This is a genomic window from Nocardioides sp. dk884 (assembly GCF_009557055.1).
Classification (GTDB): Bacteria; Actinomycetota; Actinomycetes; order Propionibacteriales; family Nocardioidaceae; genus Nocardioides.
The window spans coordinates 3,734,718-3,751,622 of the sequence record NZ_CP045649.1 but is presented as its reverse complement, the minus strand read 5'-3'; the positions used below and the strand labels follow the sequence as shown (position 1 = coordinate 3,751,622).

At 73.3% G+C, this 16,905-nt stretch carries 15 protein-coding genes; 7 read left to right on the top strand and 8 right to left on the bottom strand.

Annotation, left to right across the window (positions count from 1 at the left end; all coding sequences use genetic code 11):
- Positions 1–66: 66 nt before the first annotated feature.
- Positions 67–825: an enoyl-CoA hydratase-related protein gene (locus GFH29_RS17900; protein ID WP_153325113.1), complete on the top strand. Its 759-nt coding sequence runs from the start codon at positions 67–69 to the stop codon at positions 823–825.
- A complete protein-coding gene (locus GFH29_RS17895; protein ID WP_153325112.1) occupies positions 822–1,898 on the top strand; it encodes an App1 family protein in 1,077 nt (358 codons plus the stop codon). Before GFH29_RS17900 ends, GFH29_RS17895 begins: the two co-directional genes overlap by 4 nt.
- A gap of 25 nt (positions 1,899–1,923) precedes the next feature.
- On the opposite strand, the gene GFH29_RS17890 is transcribed toward GFH29_RS17895, so the two are convergent.
- From GFH29_RS17890 to GFH29_RS17875, 4 genes are all read right to left on the bottom strand, one after another.
- A complete protein-coding gene (locus GFH29_RS17890; RefSeq protein WP_153325111.1) occupies positions 1,924–2,628 on the bottom strand; it encodes a helical backbone metal receptor in 705 nt (234 codons plus the stop codon).
- Between the two features lie 20 nt (positions 2,629–2,648).
- Positions 2,649–3,143 carry a thioesterase family protein gene (locus tag GFH29_RS17885; protein WP_153325110.1) on the bottom strand — a complete coding sequence of 165 codons (495 nt, stop codon included), beginning with the start codon at positions 3,141–3,143 and terminating at the stop codon, positions 2,649–2,651.
- 185 nt (positions 3,144–3,328) lie between these two features.
- Positions 3,329–6,514 (bottom strand): fused isobutyryl-CoA mutase/GTPase IcmF, encoded by a 3,186-nt coding sequence (icmF, locus tag GFH29_RS17880; protein ID WP_153325109.1) that lies wholly within the window; start codon positions 6,512–6,514, stop codon positions 3,329–3,331.
- 216 nt (positions 6,515–6,730) lie between these two features.
- Complete coding sequence (locus tag GFH29_RS17875; RefSeq protein WP_228387592.1) at positions 6,731–7,243, bottom strand: MarR family winged helix-turn-helix transcriptional regulator; 513 nt, start codon at positions 7,241–7,243, stop codon at positions 6,731–6,733.
- A 45-nt stretch (positions 7,244–7,288) separates the two neighbouring features.
- Between GFH29_RS17875 and GFH29_RS17870 the strand changes: the two genes are divergently transcribed.
- The 4 genes from GFH29_RS17870 (at position 7,289) to GFH29_RS17855 (ending at position 11,731) form a co-directional block, all read left to right on the top strand.
- The gene (locus GFH29_RS17870) at positions 7,289–8,467 is read left to right on the top strand and encodes a thiolase family protein (RefSeq protein WP_153325108.1); all 1,179 of its coding nucleotides are present in this window, start codon (positions 7,289–7,291) and stop codon (positions 8,465–8,467) included.
- Positions 8,467–9,219 carry an enoyl-CoA hydratase/isomerase family protein gene (locus GFH29_RS17865; RefSeq protein ID WP_153325107.1) on the top strand — a complete coding sequence of 251 codons (753 nt, stop codon included), beginning with the start codon at positions 8,467–8,469 and terminating at the stop codon, positions 9,217–9,219. Before GFH29_RS17870 ends, GFH29_RS17865 begins: the two co-directional genes overlap by 1 nt.
- Before the next feature lie 243 nt (positions 9,220–9,462).
- Complete coding sequence (locus GFH29_RS17860) at positions 9,463–10,788, top strand: MFS transporter (RefSeq protein ID WP_153325106.1); 1,326 nt, start codon at positions 9,463–9,465, stop codon at positions 10,786–10,788.
- A gap of 16 nt (positions 10,789–10,804) precedes the next feature.
- Complete coding sequence (locus GFH29_RS17855; RefSeq protein WP_228387591.1) at positions 10,805–11,731, top strand: LLM class flavin-dependent oxidoreductase; 927 nt, start codon at positions 10,805–10,807, stop codon at positions 11,729–11,731.
- Positions 11,732–11,895: 164 nt separating this feature from the next.
- Here GFH29_RS17855 and GFH29_RS17850 read toward each other — a convergent pair whose 3' ends face one another.
- The 4 genes from GFH29_RS17850 to GFH29_RS17835 form a co-directional block, all read right to left on the bottom strand.
- Positions 11,896–12,921: a TIGR03617 family F420-dependent LLM class oxidoreductase gene (locus GFH29_RS17850; RefSeq protein WP_153325105.1), complete on the bottom strand. Its 1,026-nt coding sequence runs from the start codon at positions 12,919–12,921 to the stop codon at positions 11,896–11,898.
- A 135-nt stretch (positions 12,922–13,056) separates the two neighbouring features.
- Complete coding sequence (locus GFH29_RS17845; RefSeq protein WP_267128546.1) at positions 13,057–14,376, bottom strand: MFS transporter; 1,320 nt, start codon at positions 14,374–14,376, stop codon at positions 13,057–13,059.
- 53 nt (positions 14,377–14,429) lie between these two features.
- Positions 14,430–15,188, bottom strand: a complete 759-nt coding sequence (locus GFH29_RS17840; protein WP_153325103.1) for an SDR family oxidoreductase — start codon at positions 15,186–15,188, stop codon at positions 14,430–14,432.
- Positions 15,189–15,944 carry a TetR family transcriptional regulator gene (locus tag GFH29_RS17835; protein ID WP_153325102.1) on the bottom strand — a complete coding sequence of 252 codons (756 nt, stop codon included), beginning with the start codon at positions 15,942–15,944 and terminating at the stop codon, positions 15,189–15,191.
- An 88-nt stretch (positions 15,945–16,032) separates the two neighbouring features.
- Between GFH29_RS17835 and GFH29_RS17830 the strand changes: the two genes are divergently transcribed.
- Positions 16,033–16,875 carry a 3-hydroxybutyryl-CoA dehydrogenase gene (locus tag GFH29_RS17830; RefSeq protein WP_153325101.1) on the top strand — a complete coding sequence of 281 codons (843 nt, stop codon included), beginning with the start codon at positions 16,033–16,035 and terminating at the stop codon, positions 16,873–16,875.
- Positions 16,876–16,905 lie beyond the last annotated feature (30 nt).

Below are 16,905 nucleotides of genomic sequence, written 5' to 3'. Positions count from 1 at the left end.
ATGCCTGGCTCCTGCCGTTGCCACCGGGCGCCGCCGCCGGCCAGGCACCCCGGTACGCTCGCCGACGTGAGCGACGAGGTGCTGATCGAGCGGGGCGACGGCGTCGTCACCGTCACCTTCAACCGGCCCGAGCGCCGCAACGCCTTCACCCGGGCGATGTACGCCGAGCTGCGCGAGCTGTGCGCCCAGCTGCAGGACGCGGGCGACGTGCGTGCCCTGGTGCTGCGCGGCGCCGGCGGCAAGGCGTTCGCGGCCGGCAACGAGATCAGCGACTTCCTCGACACCGATGCGGTGGCCTACGAGAACTGGATCCGCGAGCTCCTCGAGGCCCTCCACGCGTTGCCGCAGGTCACGATCGCGGCCGTCGACGGGGTCTGCGTCGGCGGCGGCCTCGCGGTCGCCACCCACTGCGACCTGCGGATCGCGACTCCCGCCTCGCGCTTCGGCTACCCGATCGCCCGCACCCTCGGCAACGCGCTGTCCGCCTCGGTGGTCTATCGCTGCGCCGCGGTCTTCGGGGAGTCCCTGACCCGCGAGATGCTGCTGACCTCGCGGCTGCTCGCCGCCGACCGGGCGTACGCCGTGGGCGCGCTGCTCGCGGTGACCGACGACCTCGACGCCGAGGTGGCCACCGTCCTCGACGGGCTGCGCGCCGCCTCCGGGGTGACCCTGCGCGCCACCAAGGCCCAGCTGCTCGCCCGCGCCCGGGTCGCCGAGGCCTCCCCGCGCGAGGACGACGTGCTGCTGCGCGAGGTCTACACCGGACCGGACTTCGCCGAGGGCGTGCGCGCGTTCCTCGCCAAGGAGAAGCCGGCCTTCCGATGAGCGACGCCTCCCGTGCCCGCGCCGTCCTGGCCGCCCTCGAGCGCCGCTGGGACCACCTGCGCGACCGCCGCCGCGGCGACGAGACGCCCCGGCACTTCCGGATCGTGGCCTACATCGGCCACGGCAGCGCCGGCCGGGTGATCCTGCGCGGGCGGGTGCTCGACAACCCCGCCCCGGCCGAGACCATCGAGGGCGAAGCGGTGTGGGCCGCCGTACGCCGCAGCGCCGCGGGGTTCCTCACCCGCGAGCTGCCCGGGGTGCCGCTGCGGGCCCGGATCGGCGCCGCGGAGACCACCACCGAGACCGACCGCGACGGCTACTTCGAGACCGAGCTGGAGGCCTCCGACCTGGTCGCGCCCTGGACCGACGCGCGGGTGTCGCTGGCCGCGGCGTACCGCGGGATCGAGGCGGCGGGTGCGGTCATCCAGGTGCGGGTGGCCGGGCCGCAGGCGCGCCTCGGGATCATCTCCGACGTCGACGACACGATCCTGCAGACCGGGGTGCAGCGCACCTGGTCGATGGTGCGCCAGACCCTCACCGGCTCCGCGCTGACCCGCACGCCGTTCGCCGGGGCCGCCGAGCTCTACCGGGCCCTGGAGGGGCCGGGCAACCCGTTCTTCTACGTCTCCTCGAGCCCGTGGAACCTCCACGACTTCCTGCTCGGCTTCCTCGACCACCGCGGCTTCCCGGCCGGGCCGCTGCTGCTGCGCGACCTGGTCGGCGACGGGCGGGTCGGCTCGCGCGGGCACAAGCTGGCCCGCATCGAGGAGGTGCTGCGCCTGCACCCGCGGCTGCGCTTCGTGCTCGTCGGGGACTCCGGTGAGCACGACCCGGAGATCTACGCCGAGGTGGTGCGCCGCCACCCCGGGCGGATCGCGGCGGTCTACATCCGCGAGGTGCGCCTGGACCCCGAGGACGGGCGCGTCGAGCAGGTCGCCGACAGCTGGGAGCACGACGTGCCGTTCCTGCTCGCCGCCGACTCCGCGGCGGTGGCTCATCACGCCGCGGGTCTCGGGCTGCTCGACGCCGGCGACGTGCGCGCGGTCGAGGATGCGGTGCGCGGGGGTCGCTGAGGGCCGCTGGGGGCTGGCTGCTCGGCTACGGGCGCGCCAGCGAGGCGTGCGCGGCGATCAGCGAGGGGCCGTACCAGGTGAGCAGCCGCCCGCTGACCAGCTCGGTGGGCAGCGCCAGCGTCTCGGGGCCGTCCTCGGCGGTGAAGAGGTAGGGCTCGTCGGGCAGCAGCACCACGTCGGCCCCGCAGGCGTCGAGCTCGCCGGGCTCGACGCGCGGGTAGCGCTCGGCGTGCCCGTCGTACACGTTGGCCAGGCCGAGGCGGCGGGCCAGGTCGCCGGTGAAGGTGCGCGAGCCGACCACCATCCACGGGTCGCGCCAGATCGCGATCGCCACCCGGCGGGTCGCCTCCGGCGCCGGGCCGGCCCACAGCGCGCGGGCCTCCTCCAGCCAGTCGGGGCGGGCCCAGCCGAGCACGTCGTCGAAGAGCTCGTCGTACGCCGCGAACGCCGCCGGCACGCTCTCGATCTCGCTGACCCAGACGTCGACGCCCGCCTCGCGCAGCCGGCGTACGTCGAGCTCGCGGTTCTCCTCCTTGTTGGCCACCACCACGTCGGGGGCCAGGGCGAGGATCTTGGCGAGGTCGGGGTTCTTGGTGCCGCGGACCCGGGTGACGTCGAGGTCGGCGGGGTGGGTGCACCAGTCGGTGGCGCCCACCAACGACTCGGGCCGCGTCGCCGCCAGTGCCTCGGTGATCGAGGGCACCAGCGAGACGACGCGGCCCGCAGTCATGTCCGGTGTGTCCGGTGGTCTCAGCGCAGCGCGATGACGCCGGAGAGCTCCGGCTTCCAGGCGAGCCGGTCGGTCTCGGCGATGCGGGCGTCGATCTTGTCGGCGACCTCGGCCGGCCACGGTGCGGTCTTGCGGGTGGCCATGTCGATGCGCAGGAAGACCTCCTCCTGCTGGTAGGCGACGCGCTGGTTGGTCTCGTCGACCAGGTAGATCACCGCGTGCACGGCGCGCTCGGAGCGGCCCAGCAGGCGCACGCGCACGGTGATGTTGGCGCCGGTGTGCAGCTCGGTGAAGTAGGTGAGGTGGTGCTCGGCGGAGAACACCGCCAGCTGGGTGTGGCGCCAGTCGGTGGCCACGCCGACCTCGACGAGCGACTCGTCGAGGCCCTCGCTCGCGATGCCGATGTAGTGGCGGATGTTGAGGTGGCCGTTGATGTCCTCGAAGGCCACGGGGATCCGCTGGGCGGCATAGGCGGTCAGGCTGGTGATCTCGTCATAGGACGGCACAGTGGTCACGAGAGGTCAGGGTAGCGACGTGTGCGCCGATGTGCGCGGGGAGGGTCTCATCCGGCCTCCCGCGGACCCGAACCGGATAGTCCGCCACACCAGTGTCGTCAATCGGGCGATTCACGACACTGGTGTGGCGGACTATCGGCCAGGGGGGTACGCCGGGGGGCCGGCGTACGACGGCCGGGCCGGGTTCACACGTTGCGCCGGTACTGCCCGCCGACCTCGAAGAACGCCTCGGTGACCTGGCCCAGCGTGCACACCCGGGCGGCGTCCATCAGGACGGCGAACACGTTGTCGCCGGTGACGGCCGCATCCTTGAGGCGGGCCAGCGCGGCGTCGGCCTCCTGGTGGTGCGCGGCCTGGAACTCCTGCACCCGGCGCAGCTGGGACTCCTTCTCCGCCGAGGTCGCGCGGGCGAGCTCGACGTGCACCGGGGTGCCGCCGTCGGCGTCGGGCTTGCGGAAGGTGTTGACGCCGATGATCGGCAGCGAGCCGTCGTGCTTGCGGTGCTCATAGAGCATCGACTCGTCCTGGATCCGGCCGCGCTGATAGCCGGTCTCCATCGCGCCGAGCACGCCGCCGCGCTCGTTGATCCGGTCGAACTCGGCGAGCACCGCCGCCTCCACCAGGTCGGTGAGCTCGTCGATGATGAAGGAGCCCTGGAGCGGGTTCTCGTTCATCGCCAGGCCCCACTCGCGGTTGATGATCATCTGGATCGCCAGCGCGCGGCGTACCGAGTCCTCGCTGGGGGTGGTGACCGCCTCGTCGTAGGCGTTGGTGTGCAGGCTGTTGGCGTTGTCGTAGATCGCGATCAGCGCCTGCAGCGTGGTGCGGATGTCGTTGAAGTCCATCTCCTGCGCGTGCAGGGAGCGCCCGGAGGTCTGCACGTGGTACTTCAGCTTCTGCGAGCGCTCGCCGGCGCCGTACCTCTCCTTCATCGCCACCGCCCAGATGCGGCGCGCGACCCGGCCGATCACCGAGTACTCGGGGTCCATGCCGTTGGAGAAGAAGAAGGAGAGGTTGGGCGCGAAGTCGTCGATGTCCATGCCACGCGCGAGGTAGGCCTCGACGTAGGTGAAGCCGTTGGCGAGGGTGAAGGCGAGCTGGCTGATCGGGTTCGCCCCGGCCTCGGCGATGTGGTAGCCGGAGATCGACACCGAGTAGAAGTTGCGGACCTCCTGCTCGATGAACCACTCCTGGATGTCGGCCATCATCCGCAGCGAGAACTCGGTGGAGAACAGGCAGGTGTTCTGGCCCTGGTCCTCCTTGAGGATGTCGGCCTGCACGGTGCCGCGCACGGTCTGCAGCGCGGTCGCCGCATCGACGCCGGCCTCGGCGGCCTGGTCGAGGACGGTGTTGAGGAAGAACGCCAGCACCGTCGGCGCCGGGCCGTTGATGGTCATCGAGACGCTGGTGGTCGGCGCGAGCAGGTCGAAGCCGGCGTAGAGGTCCTTCATGTCCTGCAGGGTGGCCACCGAGACCCCGGAGGTGCCGACCTTGCCGTAGATGTCGGGGCGCTCGTCGGGGTCGCGGCCGTAGAGGGTGACGGAGTCGAACGCCGTGGACAGCCGGGTCGCGGGCTGGCCCTCGGAGAGGATCTTGAAGCGCCGGTTGGTGCGCGCCGGGTCGCCCTCGCCGGCGAACATCCGGGCCGGGTCCTCGTTGTCGCGTTTGAACGGGAAGACGCCCGCGGTGAACGGGAAGAACCCGGGCAGGTTCTCCCGGCGCCAGAACCGCACCAGCTCGCCGTGGTCGCGGTACGCCGGCAGCGCGACGCGGGGGATCTTGTTGCCGCTCAGCGACTCCTTGGTCAGCCGGGTGGTCAGCTCCTTGTCGCGGACCTTCACCACCTGCTCGTCGCCGGAGTACGCCGCCACCACGTCCGGCCACGCGGCGAGCTGGTCGGCCACCTCGTGGGGGAGGGCTTTGCGGGCGTCGTCCAGGAGGGCGGGTACGCCGCCCTGGTTGTCGTCGGTCAGCTCGGCGGCGACCAGCTCGAGGCGCTGCAGGCGGCTGGCCGCCGCGGCGTACTCCTCGGTGCGGGCGTGGTAGCCGCGCACGGTCTCGGTGATCTCGGCGAGGTAGCGCACCCGCTCGGGGGGCACCACCTGACGGATCCCGGAGGAGTGGCGCACGTCCACGCGCGGCAGCGCGCCCTCGGTGACCGCCAGGCCGGCGGCGGCGAGCAGCTCCCGCAGGTGCTGGTAGAGCGCGGTGACGCCGTCGTCGTTGAAGGTGGCCGCGCTGGTGCCGAAGACCGGCATGTCGCTGGGCTGCTGGCCGAAGGCCTCGCGGTTGCGCATCACCTGCCGCGCCACGTCGCGCAGCGCGTCGTGGGCGCCGCGGCGCTCGAACTTGTTGATCGCCACGACGTCGGCGAAGTCGAGCATGTCGATCTTCTCCAGCTGCGAGGCGGCGCCGAACTCGGGCGTCATCACATACATCGCCAGGTCCACGAACGGCACGATCGCGGCGTCGCCCTGACCGATGCCGGGGGTCTCCACGATCACCAGGTCGAAGCCGGCGGCCTTCATCACGTCGATGACGTCGGGGAGGTGCTCGGGGACCTCGTGGGCCCCGCGGGTGGCGAGGCTGCGGAAGAAGATCCGGTCTCCATCCAGGGAGTTGGCGCGGATCCGGTCGCCGAGCAGCGCGCCGCCGCCCTTGCGCCGGGTCGGGTCGACCGCGATCACCGCGATCCGCAGCTTGTCCTCCTGGTCGACGCGGAAGCGGCGCACGATCTCGTCGGTGAGGCTGGACTTGCCCGAGCCGCCGGTGCCGGTGATGCCGAGGACGGGTACGACGCGGGCCCGGGCGGCCGCGCGGATCTGCTCGAGGTCGGCCTCGGGGAGCCGGCCGAGCTCGGCGCCGGTGATCGCCCGGGCGATCGCGAACCGGTCGCCGGTCTGCACCTCCGCTGCGGTGACCGCGCGGGCCTCCCACAGGTCGAGGTCGCAGTCGGCGACCACCGAGCCGATCATCCCGACCAGGCCCATCCGCTGGCCGTCCTCGGGGGAGAAGATGGTGACCCCGGACTCGCGCAGCCGCGCGATCTCGTCGGCCACGATCACCCCGCCGCCCCCGCCGACGACGCGCACGTGGTCGGCGCCGCGCTCGCGCAGGGACTCCACGAGGTACTCGAAGTACTCCACGTGGCCGCCCTGGTAGGACGACACCGCCACCCCCTGGGCGTCCTCCTCCAGCGCGGCGTCGACGACCTCCTGCACCGAGCGGTTGTGGCCCAGGTGGATGACCTCGCAGCCCTGGCTCTGCAGGATCCGCCGCATGATGTTGATCGAGGCGTCGTGGCCGTCGAACAGGGCGCTCGCCGTGACGAGGCGGACCGGGTTGCGCGGCGGCTGGTGCTGTTCGGCCATCAGGGGATCCTCGCTCGGGGTTTGTTGGACGTCCTAGGAATCGATGCTAGGACATCCAAGCAACTCGGGGAAGGGGGTGGTGGGTGCGCGTAACTGCGCAATTGCTGGGCTTGGTACCTGTTTCGGCGCGGGGGCGGTGTTTTTCCCAGCAATTGCGCGGAAAAGCGCACCCCCCGGCCCGGATCCCAGTGGCCGGGATGTGATGTCGGACCCGGGCTACGCCCCGGTCCCGCCGACCTCGTCGCCCAGCGCCGCCCGCAGCGCGCCCAGCAGGTCGGTCAGCCGGGCGACGTCGGGGCCGGGGAGGCCGGGGGTCTCGAAGACGTCGGCGTTGAGGCCGGCGGTCGCGCGCTCGACCACCTCGCGGCCCGCGTCGGTGATCGAGGCGAGGACCACCCGGCGGTCGCCCTCGCGGCGCAGGCGCTCGACGTACCCCTGCCTCACCAGCCGCTCCACGGCGCTGGTCACGCTGGTCGGGTGCACCTGGAGCAGCGAGCCGAGGCGGGTCATCGGCATCGCGCCGGACTGCACGAACGACAGCAGCCGCAGCACCTCATAGCGCGCGAAGGTCAGCCCCAGCGGGCGCAGCACACCGTCGATGCGCTCCATCAGCAGCTGCTGCACGCGCACCACCGAGGTCACCATCGCCATCCCGTCGGCGGCGTCCGCCCAGCCGTGGCGGCGCCACTGCGCGTGGGCCTCACGGATGGGATCGCGCTCGGGGGTCACGGCGACAGGCTACGGCCTCGATGTTGGACGTCCTAGGATCCGGGCATGAGCCAAGAGAAGATCGTCCTCGTCGACGGCGCCCGCACCCCGGTGGGCAGCTTCGGCGGGGTGTTCAAGGACGTCCCTGCCCACGAGCTCGGCGCCACCGCGGCCCGAGCCGCGCTCGAGCGGTCGGGGGTGGCCCCGGCCGACGTGCGCGAGGTGGTCATGGGCTGCATCGGCCAGGTCGGCCCGGACGCCTACAACGCGCGCCGGGTCGCCGTCGCCGCCGGGCTGCCGACCAACACCCCGGCGTACACCGTCAACCGGCTGTGCGGCTCCGGCCTGCAGGCCATCTGGTCGGCGGCGATGGAGATGCGCTGGAACGACCTCGACATCACCCTCGCCGGCGGCGATGAGTCGATGACGCGGATGCCGTTCTATGACTTCGGCGCGCGCAACGGCTACCGCCTCGGCGACCGGTCGCTGGTCGATGGCACCGTGATGATGCTGACCGACCCCTTCCATGGCATCCACATGGGCGTGACCGCCGAGAACGTCGCGACCAAGTACGGCGTCTCGCGCGCCGAGCAGGACGAGTTCGCGCTGGAGTCCCAGCGCCGCGCGGCCACCGCCGCGGCGAAGGCGGCCTTCGCCGAGGAGATCACCCCGGTCGAGGTCGGCGGGCGCCGACCGTTCACCGTCAGCGAGGACCAGCACCCCAAGCCCGACACCACCCTGGAGACGCTGGCCGGGCTGCGCGCGGCGTTCACCAAGGACGGCACCGTCACCGCCGGCAACGCCTCCGGCATCAACGACGGCGGCGCCGCGGTCGTGCTCGCCACCGAGACCGCCGCCCGCGAGCGCGGCCTGACCCCGCTGGTCTCCCTGGAGGCGGTCACCACCGCCGCGATGGAGCCCGAGCTGATGGGCTACGCCCCGGTGCTGGCGCTGCAGGCGCTGTTCGAGAAGACCGGGCTCAGCCCCGCCGACGTCGACACCATCGAGCTCAACGAGGCGTTCGCCTCCCAGGCGGTCGCGGTGATCCGCGACGCCAAGCTCGACCCCGCCAAGGTCAACCCGTACGGCGGCGCGATCGCGCTCGGCCACCCGGTCGGCGCGACCGGCGCGATCCTGTCCGTGCGGGTCGCCAAGGACCTGGTGCGCCGCGACCTCGAGACCGGCATCGTCACCATGTGCATCGGCGGCGGCCAGGCGCTCGCCGCGCTGTTCCGGAGGATCTGATGGGCACCGTCAGCTACGCCGTCGCCGACGGGGTCGCGGAGATCCGGCTGGACCGGCCCGAGGCCTCCAACGCCGTCGACCTGCCCACCGCGCACGCGCTCGCCGACGCGGTCGCCCGGGCCGGTGCCGACCCCGAGGTGGGCGCGGTGCTGGTCACCGGCGCCGGCAAGCGGTTCTGCGCCGGCGGGGACGTGGCCACGATGGTGGCCGCCTCCGATCGCGCGGCGTACCTGCTGGAGCTGGCCGAGGCCCTCGACGGGGCGCTGCAGGCGCTCACCGCGCTGGACAAGCCGGTCATCGGGGCCGTGCAGGGCGCGGTCGCCGGTGCCGGGATCGGCGTGATGCTCAGCTGCGACGTGGTCGTGGCCGAGGCGGCGACCAAGATCGTCTTCGCCTACCCGGGCGTCGGGCTCACCCCCGACTGCGGGGTCTCCTGGCTGCTGCCCCGCGCGGTCGGCCAGCAGCGCGCCCTCGAGCTCGCGCTCACCGGCCGCGTGCTGTCGGGCACCGAGGCCCGCGAGTGGGGGATGGTGACCGAGGTCGTCGAGGCCGACGCCGCCGCCCGCGCCCGCGAGCTCGCCGTCGGCATCGCCGCCGGCCCCGCCCACGCCCTCGGCCAGGCCCGCCGCCTGATCCGCGGCTCCTGGGCCCAGACCCGCGCCGAGACCGGCGCCGAGGAGTCGCGCACCATCGCGGCCGCGGTCGCCACGCCGTACGCCGAGGGTGCGCTGGAGGGGTTCGTCAAGAAGTAGGGCCCCGGGGCGGGGGGTAGTTCGTGACGTTCGGGCCTGTGGAAAGCGTTTTCCACAGTCCCTAACGTCACGAACTACCCCCTCGGCTCGCGCCCCCGAGCCGATAGTCCGCCACACCACTGTCGTCGAACGCCGATTTTTCGACACTGGTGTGGCGGACTATCCGGATCGCCCCCCGGACCGGACCGCCCACGGACCGGACGCGATGGAACATCCCCGGCCACCACGAGGTTGGGAACCACCATGCGCGGTGACGACTCCCGCCGGGTGGCGTTGCTGCTCGGCCTCCTCTTCGGCCTGGCCGGCATGGGGTCGTCCTCGGCCTCGGTGGCGGTACCGCTGCTCGGCCCGGACCTCGGGGTCGGCACCGGCGTGGCCACCTGGACGATCACCATCTATGCGCTGACCCTGGCGGTGACGACCGCGGTCTACGGGCGGGTCTCGGACCTGGTCGGGGTGCGGATCCCGCTGCTCGTCGGTATTGGTCTGATGACCGCCGGCGCGCTGCTGGCTGCCGCCGCGCCGAGCTTCGAGCTGCTCGTGGTCGCCCGCGCCTTCCAGGGCGCCGGCGCCGCGGCCATCCCGACCCTCGGCGTCGCCGCCGTGAGCGCGCGGTACGACGGGGCGATCCGCGGCCTCGCGCTCGGCCGGCTGGCCGGGATGGCCGGCGCGGTCAGCTGCCTCGGCCCGCTCGCCGGCGGGCTGGTCGAGCACGCCTTCGGCTGGCGCGCGGTGATGGCGCTGCCGGTGCTGGGCGTGCTGGTGCTGCCGTTCCTGTGGCGCGCGCTGGCCGGCGGCGGCAGCGGGGCCAGCCTCGACATCCTCGGCGCGGTGCTGGTCGCCGGCACCGCCTCCGGGCTGGTGCTGATGGTGCAGTCGCCCTCCACCGGCTGGCTGATCGCGGTGGTCGGCCTGGCCCTGCTGGCGCTCGGCGCCCCCGCGGTCGCGCTGCAGGTGCGGCGCCGCCCGCACGGGTTCCTGCCGCTGTCGGTGGTGCGCAACGGCGCCGTCGTACGCAGCGCGCTGGCGGCGGCCGCCGTACCCGCCGCGTGGTTCGCGCAGCTGGTCGGCGTACCGGCGCTGCTGATCGCGGAGGGCTGGACGGCCTGGCAGGTGGGCCTGCTGCTGGTGCCGAGCGCGCTGATCTCGCTGATGGCGCCGAAGCTGGTCGGGCCGGTGCTGAACCGGATCGGGCCGCCGCGCGCCCTCGCGGTCGCCGGGATCGGGGCCAGCGCGGCGCTGGTGCTCGGCGCGCTCGGGGCCGGCGGCGCGTCCGGGGTGCTGCTGGGGCTGTCGATAGCGGCGGTGACGGTGGCGTTCAGCTTCGGCCAGCCGGCGCTGATGGCCGCGGTCGGCGCGGCCGTGGACCCGGCGGTGCGCGGCGTCGCGCTCGGCGTGGCCACCCTGTTCTTCCTGGTCGGCGGCTCGATCGGCTCGGCCGTGGTCGGCGGCCTCGGCGACGTGGTCGGGATCGGCACCAGCTTCGCGGTGCTCGCCGTGCTCCCGCTGATCGGGGTCGCGGTGCTCGCCCCCGACCTGCGGCGTACTCCTGCGCGCGCGCCGGTCTGAGGCCACGATGGGCGCCATGCAGATCGGCATGACGCTCCCGGTGATGGAGCCGGACCTTTGGCAGCACGGCGCGCGCACCCTTGAGGAGTGGACGCGGGCGGTGGATGAGGGGCCGTTCTCGACCGTGTGCTTCGGGGAGCGGATGGCCTTCGACAACCCCGAGACGATCGCGCTGCTCGGGGCGGTGGCGGCGTGGACCTCGCGGGTGCAGGTGGCCACGACGGTGCTGGTGACCCAGCTGCACGACCCGGTGCTGCTCGCGAAGTCGCTGGCCACCGCCGACCAGCTCACCGGCGGCCGGCTCAGCGTCGGGGTCGGGGTCGGCGGGCGCGAGGAGGACTACCGCGCCGCCGGCGCCGACCCGGCCACCCAGACCATGCAGCAGATGGCCGACCGGGTCGCGGTGATGCGCCGGGTGTGGGCCGGCGAGGACGTCACCGGCGCGCGCCGCCCGGTGGGCCCGCCGGTGGTGCGCCCGGGCGGGCCGGAGATCCTGGTCGGCACCATGGGTCGCCGTACCGTCCGGCACGCCGCGGGCTGGGCCGACGGCCTGGCCGGCGTCACCCTCGACCTCGACCTGGCCGCGGTCGGTCGGCTCTTCGACCTGGCGCGTACGGCGTGGGCCGAGGCCGGGAGGGGTACGCCGCGGCTGACCACGTCGTTCTGGTTCGCCCTCGAGGAGGAGGCCGGCGGGGCGAGCGAGGCCCGCGCCCAGGTGCACCGCCACCTGCGCCACTACATGAACTGGCTGCCCGCCGGCCTGGTCGACGCGATGGCACCCACCACCGGTTTCGCCGGCACCACCGCCCAGTTGGCCGAGCTGCTGCGCCGCTTCGCCGACCTGGGCACCGACGAGGTGCAGCTGATCCCCACTGGTTCATCGGTCTCGCAGGTGGAGCGGGTGGCTGAGGTGGTGGGGGAGGTCGTGGGCTCGCGCGGGTAGTTCGTGACGTGAGGGACTGTGGAGAGCGTTATCCACAGTCCCTAACGTCACGAACTACCTCTTCGCGCAGCCCCCCCCCGCGCCGATAGTCCGCCACACAGCTGTCGTGGAATCCGGATTTCACGACACTCATGTGTCGGACTACCCGGATCGTCCGGCGCCGGCTACCCGGCCAGCGCCAGCGCCTGCGTCAGCTCCCGCACCTGCTCGAGGGGTGCGTCGTAGCCCGGGAAGTAGCCGCACACCCGGTCCGCGACGTCGCCGAAGCGACGGCGCAGCTCGGTGGCGCACTCCTCCGGAGTCCCTCGTACGCCGAGGCGCGCGACCATCTCGTCGCTGACCAGCGCCATCATGGCGGCGACGTCGCCGCGCTTGGACAGCTCGTTGAGCTCGGGCTGCATCTCGCCCCAGCCCTCGATGTCGAGCACCGAGCGATAGGCCGGGGTGGAGCCGTAGAAGGCCAGCAGGGCGCGCACCCCGTCGGTGGCGGCGGCGAGCTCGGCGGGGGTGCGGCCCATCGCGAGGATCGCCTGCGGGTGGATCTCGAAGCCGGCCGGATCGCGACCGGCGAGCGCCAGGCCCTCCGCCACAGCGGGAAGGGTGCGCTCCCGGATGTGGCGGTGGCTGTGGAACGGCATCACCAGCAGCCCGTCGGCGACCTCCGCGGCGGTGCGCGTCATCAGCGGCCCGAGCGCGCCGAGCAGCACCGGCGGCGGGCCCCAGGGCAGCGACCCGGGCACGAAGGTGGGCGGCATCAGCGTGTGCCGGGTGTGCTCGCCGCGGAAATCCAGCGGAGTGCCGTCCTGCCAGGAGGTGAGGATCGCCTTGACCGCGCCCACGATCTCGCGCATCCGCGCCGCGGGCGGCGACCAGGTCGCGCCGTACCGCTTCTCGATGTGGGGACGGATCTGCGAGCCGAGCCCGAGGCGGAAGCGTCCCTGCGACATCAGCTGCAGGTCCCAGGCGGCGTGCGCGAGGTGCATGGGGGAGCGCGGCATCGCGATCGCGACGTTGGTCATCAGGTCGACCTCGCCGCCCACGCCCTCGGTCGCCGCCGCGACGCCGAGTGGGAGGAACACGTCGTGCGGGCCCTCGAAGGTGAACAGCCCCGCCACCTCGCAACCGGCGAGCTCGCGGGCGCGGGCGGCCACCCGGTCGGGACGGGCATCGAGCTGGACGTCGAGCAGCATGGCCGCAGCGTAGGGGAGCCGCGCGGTCAAAACTCTCGACTCGACCGGTCAAAACTCTCGACTCGACCGTCAGGAACCCTCGATTCGACCGTCAGGAACCCTCGATTCGACCGCCAGAAGTCTCGATTCAACCCGTCAAGCGGGCGCCCGGCGGTCCAGGCGCCAGGCGGCGAGGGCGGCGAGCAGCCAGATCACCGCCATCACCAGCAGCGCGCCGCGGAAGCCGGTGTCGCCGACGCCGCCGAGCAGGTGCATCAGGGTCACCGAGAGGGCGCTGCCGACGGTGAAGCCCAGGGTGCGCAGCACCTGGTTGAAGGCCAGCGCGCTGCCGGTCTCGCCGGCCGGCAGATGCGGCACCATCAGCGTCGCGAGCGAGGAGAACGTGAGCCCGCTGCCCAGCCCGCCGACGCCCATCGCGACCAGTACGTCGGTGAGGGTGTCGTGGCGGAACGCCAGCAGCAGCGTGGCGACCAGGAAGACCAGGCACCCGCTGGGCAGCAGCACCGCGGTGCCGAGGCGGCGCGCGAGCAGCTGGGCGACCCGGCTGCCGGCCACGCTGAGCAGCGAGTACGGCACCAGCACCCACCCCGCGACCGCCACCGAGCGGCCCAAGCCCCAGCCGGGCCCGGGGGTGCCGGACTGCACGAGCACCACGGCCAGGGTGAGCATCGCGTACATCCCGACGCCCGCCACCACGGCCACCAGGTTGGGCGCAGCCAGCCCGGGGCGGACCGCCAGGCGCAGGTCGACCAGCGGGTGGGCGACGCGCAGCGCGCGGCGTACGAACGCGGCGAGCAGGGCCAGCCCCAGCCCCGCGGGCACCAGCGTCAGGCCCGAGGACCAGCCCCACACCTCGCCGCGGCTGACCGCGAGCAGCACGCCGAGCAGGCCGGCCGCGGCGAGCAGCACGCCCACCCAGTCCACGCGCGCGGCCGGCCGCGAGGTGTCCGCAGGCACCAGCGCGGCCGCGAGCGCCAGCGTCGTGCCGGTCAGCGCGGCGCCCAGCCAGAACGCCGCGTCCAGGCCCCAGGCGCCGGCGACCATCGAGGTGAGCGGGTAGCCGAGCCCGGCGCCGGCGACGGTGGTCACCGACAGGATCGCGACCACGCCGCCGAGGCGTCGGGCCGGTACGACGTCGCGCGCCACCGCCATCCCCAGCGGCACCAGCGCCAGCCCGACGCCCTGCAGCGCGCGGGCCGCCACCAGCGTGGCCAACGACGGCGCCAGCGCCGCCAGCACGCAGCCGAGCGTGACCACCGCCAGCCCACCGAGCACCACCGGGCGCCGGCGCGGGCCGCTGCCCAGCCGGCCGAGCACCGGGGTGCTCACCACCCCGGCGAGCAGGGTCGCGGTGAGCGCCCACTGCGCGTCCTCGAGGGGTACGTCGAGGTCGCGGGCGAGCGCCGGTACCAGCGGTGCGCCGAGGCTGCTGACCACCGCGGTCACGGTGGTCAGCAGCGCGAGCGTGACCAGCAGCAGCCGCAGCCGCAGTGGCCCGATGGGAGCGGTCAGCGCGGGGACATCCGCAGCGCGCCGTCCATCCGCATGACCTCGCCGTTGAGGTAGTCGTGGTGGACCAGGAACAGCGCGAGGTCGGCGTACTCCTCGGGGCGGCCGAGGCGCTGGGGGAAGGGGATCCCGGCGGCGAGCCCGGCGCGGAACTCCTCCGAGACCGTCGCCAGCATCGGGGTCTCCACGATGCCCGGGGCGATGGTGTTGACCCGGATGCCGTACTGCGCGAGGTCGCGCGCGGCGGGCAGGTTGAGCCCGACGATGCCGCCCTTGGAGGAGGCGTACGCCGCCTGGCCGACCTGGCCCTCGTAGGCCGCGACCGAGGCGGTGTTGATGATGACGCCGCGCTGGCCGTCCTTGAGGGGCTCGGTGGCGGCGATCTTCTCCGAGGCCAGGGCGAGCACGTTGAAGGAGCCGATCAGGTTGACCTGGACGACCTTCGCGTAGAAGGCGAGGTCGTGCACGCCCTTCTTGCCCAGGATCCGCATCGAGGGGCCGATGCCGGCGCAGTTGACGACCGTGCGCAGCGGGACCCCGGCGGAGGCGGCGGTGTCGACCGCCGCCTGCACCTGCTCGGGGTCGGTGACGTCGACGGCCACGTAGGTGACGCCGTCCACGGCGGGTGCCGCCTCGATCGCGCCGGGCAGGTCGAAGCCGAAGACGCGGGCGCCCTCGGCGGCCAGCGCGGCGGCGGTCGCGGCGCCGAGGCCGGAGGCGGCCCCGGTGACGATGGCGGCGGTGTCTCGGATCTGCATTCAGCTCTCCTGCGGGGTGGCGGGGTGGGTGGGCGTGGGAGGAAGCGTGGTGGCGGCGGTCCCGCCCGGCTGGGCGAGGGCCTGGAGCTGCGGCAGCAGCTCCTCCATCGGCCGGCGGGTGCGCAGGACGACCACGGCGGTCTCCAGGCTTTCACCCTCCGCGCCGGCCGCGCCCGTCGCGTCCCGGCCCTGCTCGCCGAAGATCGCGACCGCCTCGGCCATCGCCCGGTCGAAGTCGGCCTCGGCCTGCTCGGCGGTGGCGCTCTCGTCGCGCAGCCAGGCGCGCAGCACGTGGTTGTGCGCGGTCACCACGACGTTGGCCATCAGCTCCGCGCGCAGCGCGGTCTCCGGCGTACCGCCCATCCAGGCGTGCAGGTGGGTGCGGAAGGTGCGCTGGTACTGCAGCTGCCCGGCGATCTCGCGGGCCCGCAGCGCGGGCACGCTGCGGGTCAGCCGGTAGCGGATCCGGGCGCGCGAGCCCTCGGCCAGGTAGTGCTGGAGCACGATCCGCGAGGCCTCGGTGACCGCCACCAGGGCGGTGGCGGCGGTGCCGGTGGTGAGCCGGTCCGCGACCGCGGCGACCATCCGGGTGTGGTCGGGGAAGATCACGTCCTCCTTGGAGCCGAAGGCCCGGAAGAACGTCGTACGGCCGACGCCGGCGCGTTCGGCGACCGCGTCGACGGTGGTCTCCTCGAAGCCGCGCTCCTCGAAGAGCGCGAACGCCGCCTCGACGATCCGGTCCCGGGTGCTGGTCATTCGGCTCCCTCATGAGGCGGGTTGGTCGTAGTCTGCGGTACTGAGTACCGTGTAGAAGGTATCCAGTATCAAACGGGAGGACCAGTCAGTGGAGAACATCGGCGTCATCGGGTGCGGGTTGATGGGTGCGGGCATCGCAGAGGTCTCGGCCCGCTCGGGGCACGACGTGCTCGTGGTGGAGTCCAGCGACGGCGCCGCGGCCGCCGGTCGCTCCCGGCTGGAGAAGTCGCTGGCCCGCGCCGAGGCCAAGGGCAAGATCGAGTCGGCCGCCGCCGTGCTCGAGCGGATCCGCGTGGTCACCTCGCTGGAGGAGCTCGTCGACCGCGACATCGTCATCGAGGCGATCGTCGAGGACGAGGACGCCAAGGTCGCGCTGTTCCGCGAGCTGGACCGCATCGTCGCCTCCCCGGACGCGATCCTGGCCTCCAACACCTCCTCGATCCCGATCATGAAGCTCGGCGTGGTCACCACCCGCCCGCAGAACGTGATGGGCATCCACTTCTTCAACCCGGTGCCGGTGCTCAAGCTCGTCGAGCTGGTCCCGTCGCTGCTCACCGCGCCCGAGGTCACCGAGCGCGCCCGGGTCTTCGTCGAGGGCAGCCTCGGCAAGGAGGCCATCGACTGCCAGGACCGCGCCGGCTTCATCGTCAACGCGCTGCTGATCCCGTTCGTGCTCTCCGCGATCCGGATGTTCGAGTCCGGCTTCGCCAGCGCCGAGGACATCGACCGCGGCCTGGTGCTGGGTGCCGCGCACCCGCAGGGCCCGCTCGCGCTGGCCGACCTGATCGGCCTGGACACCACCAAGGCGGTGGCCGAGTCGCTCTACGAGGAGTTCAAGGAGCCGCTGTACGCCGCCCCGCCGCTGCTCAACCGGATGGTCGACGCGGGTCTGCTCGGGCGCAAGACCGGCCGCGGCTTCTACACCTACTGAATCCCGCTCCACCGACTCCCGAGGGACACC

Bases quoted from the DNA above. Each gene is read 5' to 3' on its own strand.
- GFH29_RS17870 (WP_153325108.1), top strand. From the start codon at position 7,289: ATGAGCCAAGAGAAGATCGTCCTCGTCGACGGCGCCCGCACCCCGGTG.
- icmF (WP_153325109.1), bottom strand. From the start codon at position 6,514: ATGGCCGAACAGCACCAGCCGCCGCGCAACCCGGTCCGCCTCGTCACG.
- GFH29_RS17850 (WP_153325105.1), bottom strand. From the start codon at position 12,921: ATGCTGCTCGACGTCCAGCTCGATGCCCGTCCCGACCGGGTGGCCGCC.
- GFH29_RS17890 (WP_153325111.1), bottom strand. From the start codon at position 2,628: ATGACTGCGGGCCGCGTCGTCTCGCTGGTGCCCTCGATCACCGAGGCA.
- GFH29_RS17895 (WP_153325112.1), top strand. From the start codon at position 822: ATGAGCGACGCCTCCCGTGCCCGCGCCGTCCTGGCCGCCCTCGAGCGC.
- GFH29_RS17835 (WP_153325102.1), bottom strand. From the start codon at position 15,944: ATGACCAGCACCCGGGACCGGATCGTCGAGGCGGCGTTCGCGCTCTTC.
- GFH29_RS17860 (WP_153325106.1), top strand. From the start codon at position 9,463: ATGCGCGGTGACGACTCCCGCCGGGTGGCGTTGCTGCTCGGCCTCCTC.
- GFH29_RS17865 (WP_153325107.1), top strand. From the start codon at position 8,467: ATGGGCACCGTCAGCTACGCCGTCGCCGACGGGGTCGCGGAGATCCGG.
- GFH29_RS17840 (WP_153325103.1), bottom strand. From the start codon at position 15,188: ATGCAGATCCGAGACACCGCCGCCATCGTCACCGGGGCCGCCTCCGGC.
- GFH29_RS17855 (WP_228387591.1), top strand. From the start codon at position 10,805: ATGCAGATCGGCATGACGCTCCCGGTGATGGAGCCGGACCTTTGGCAG.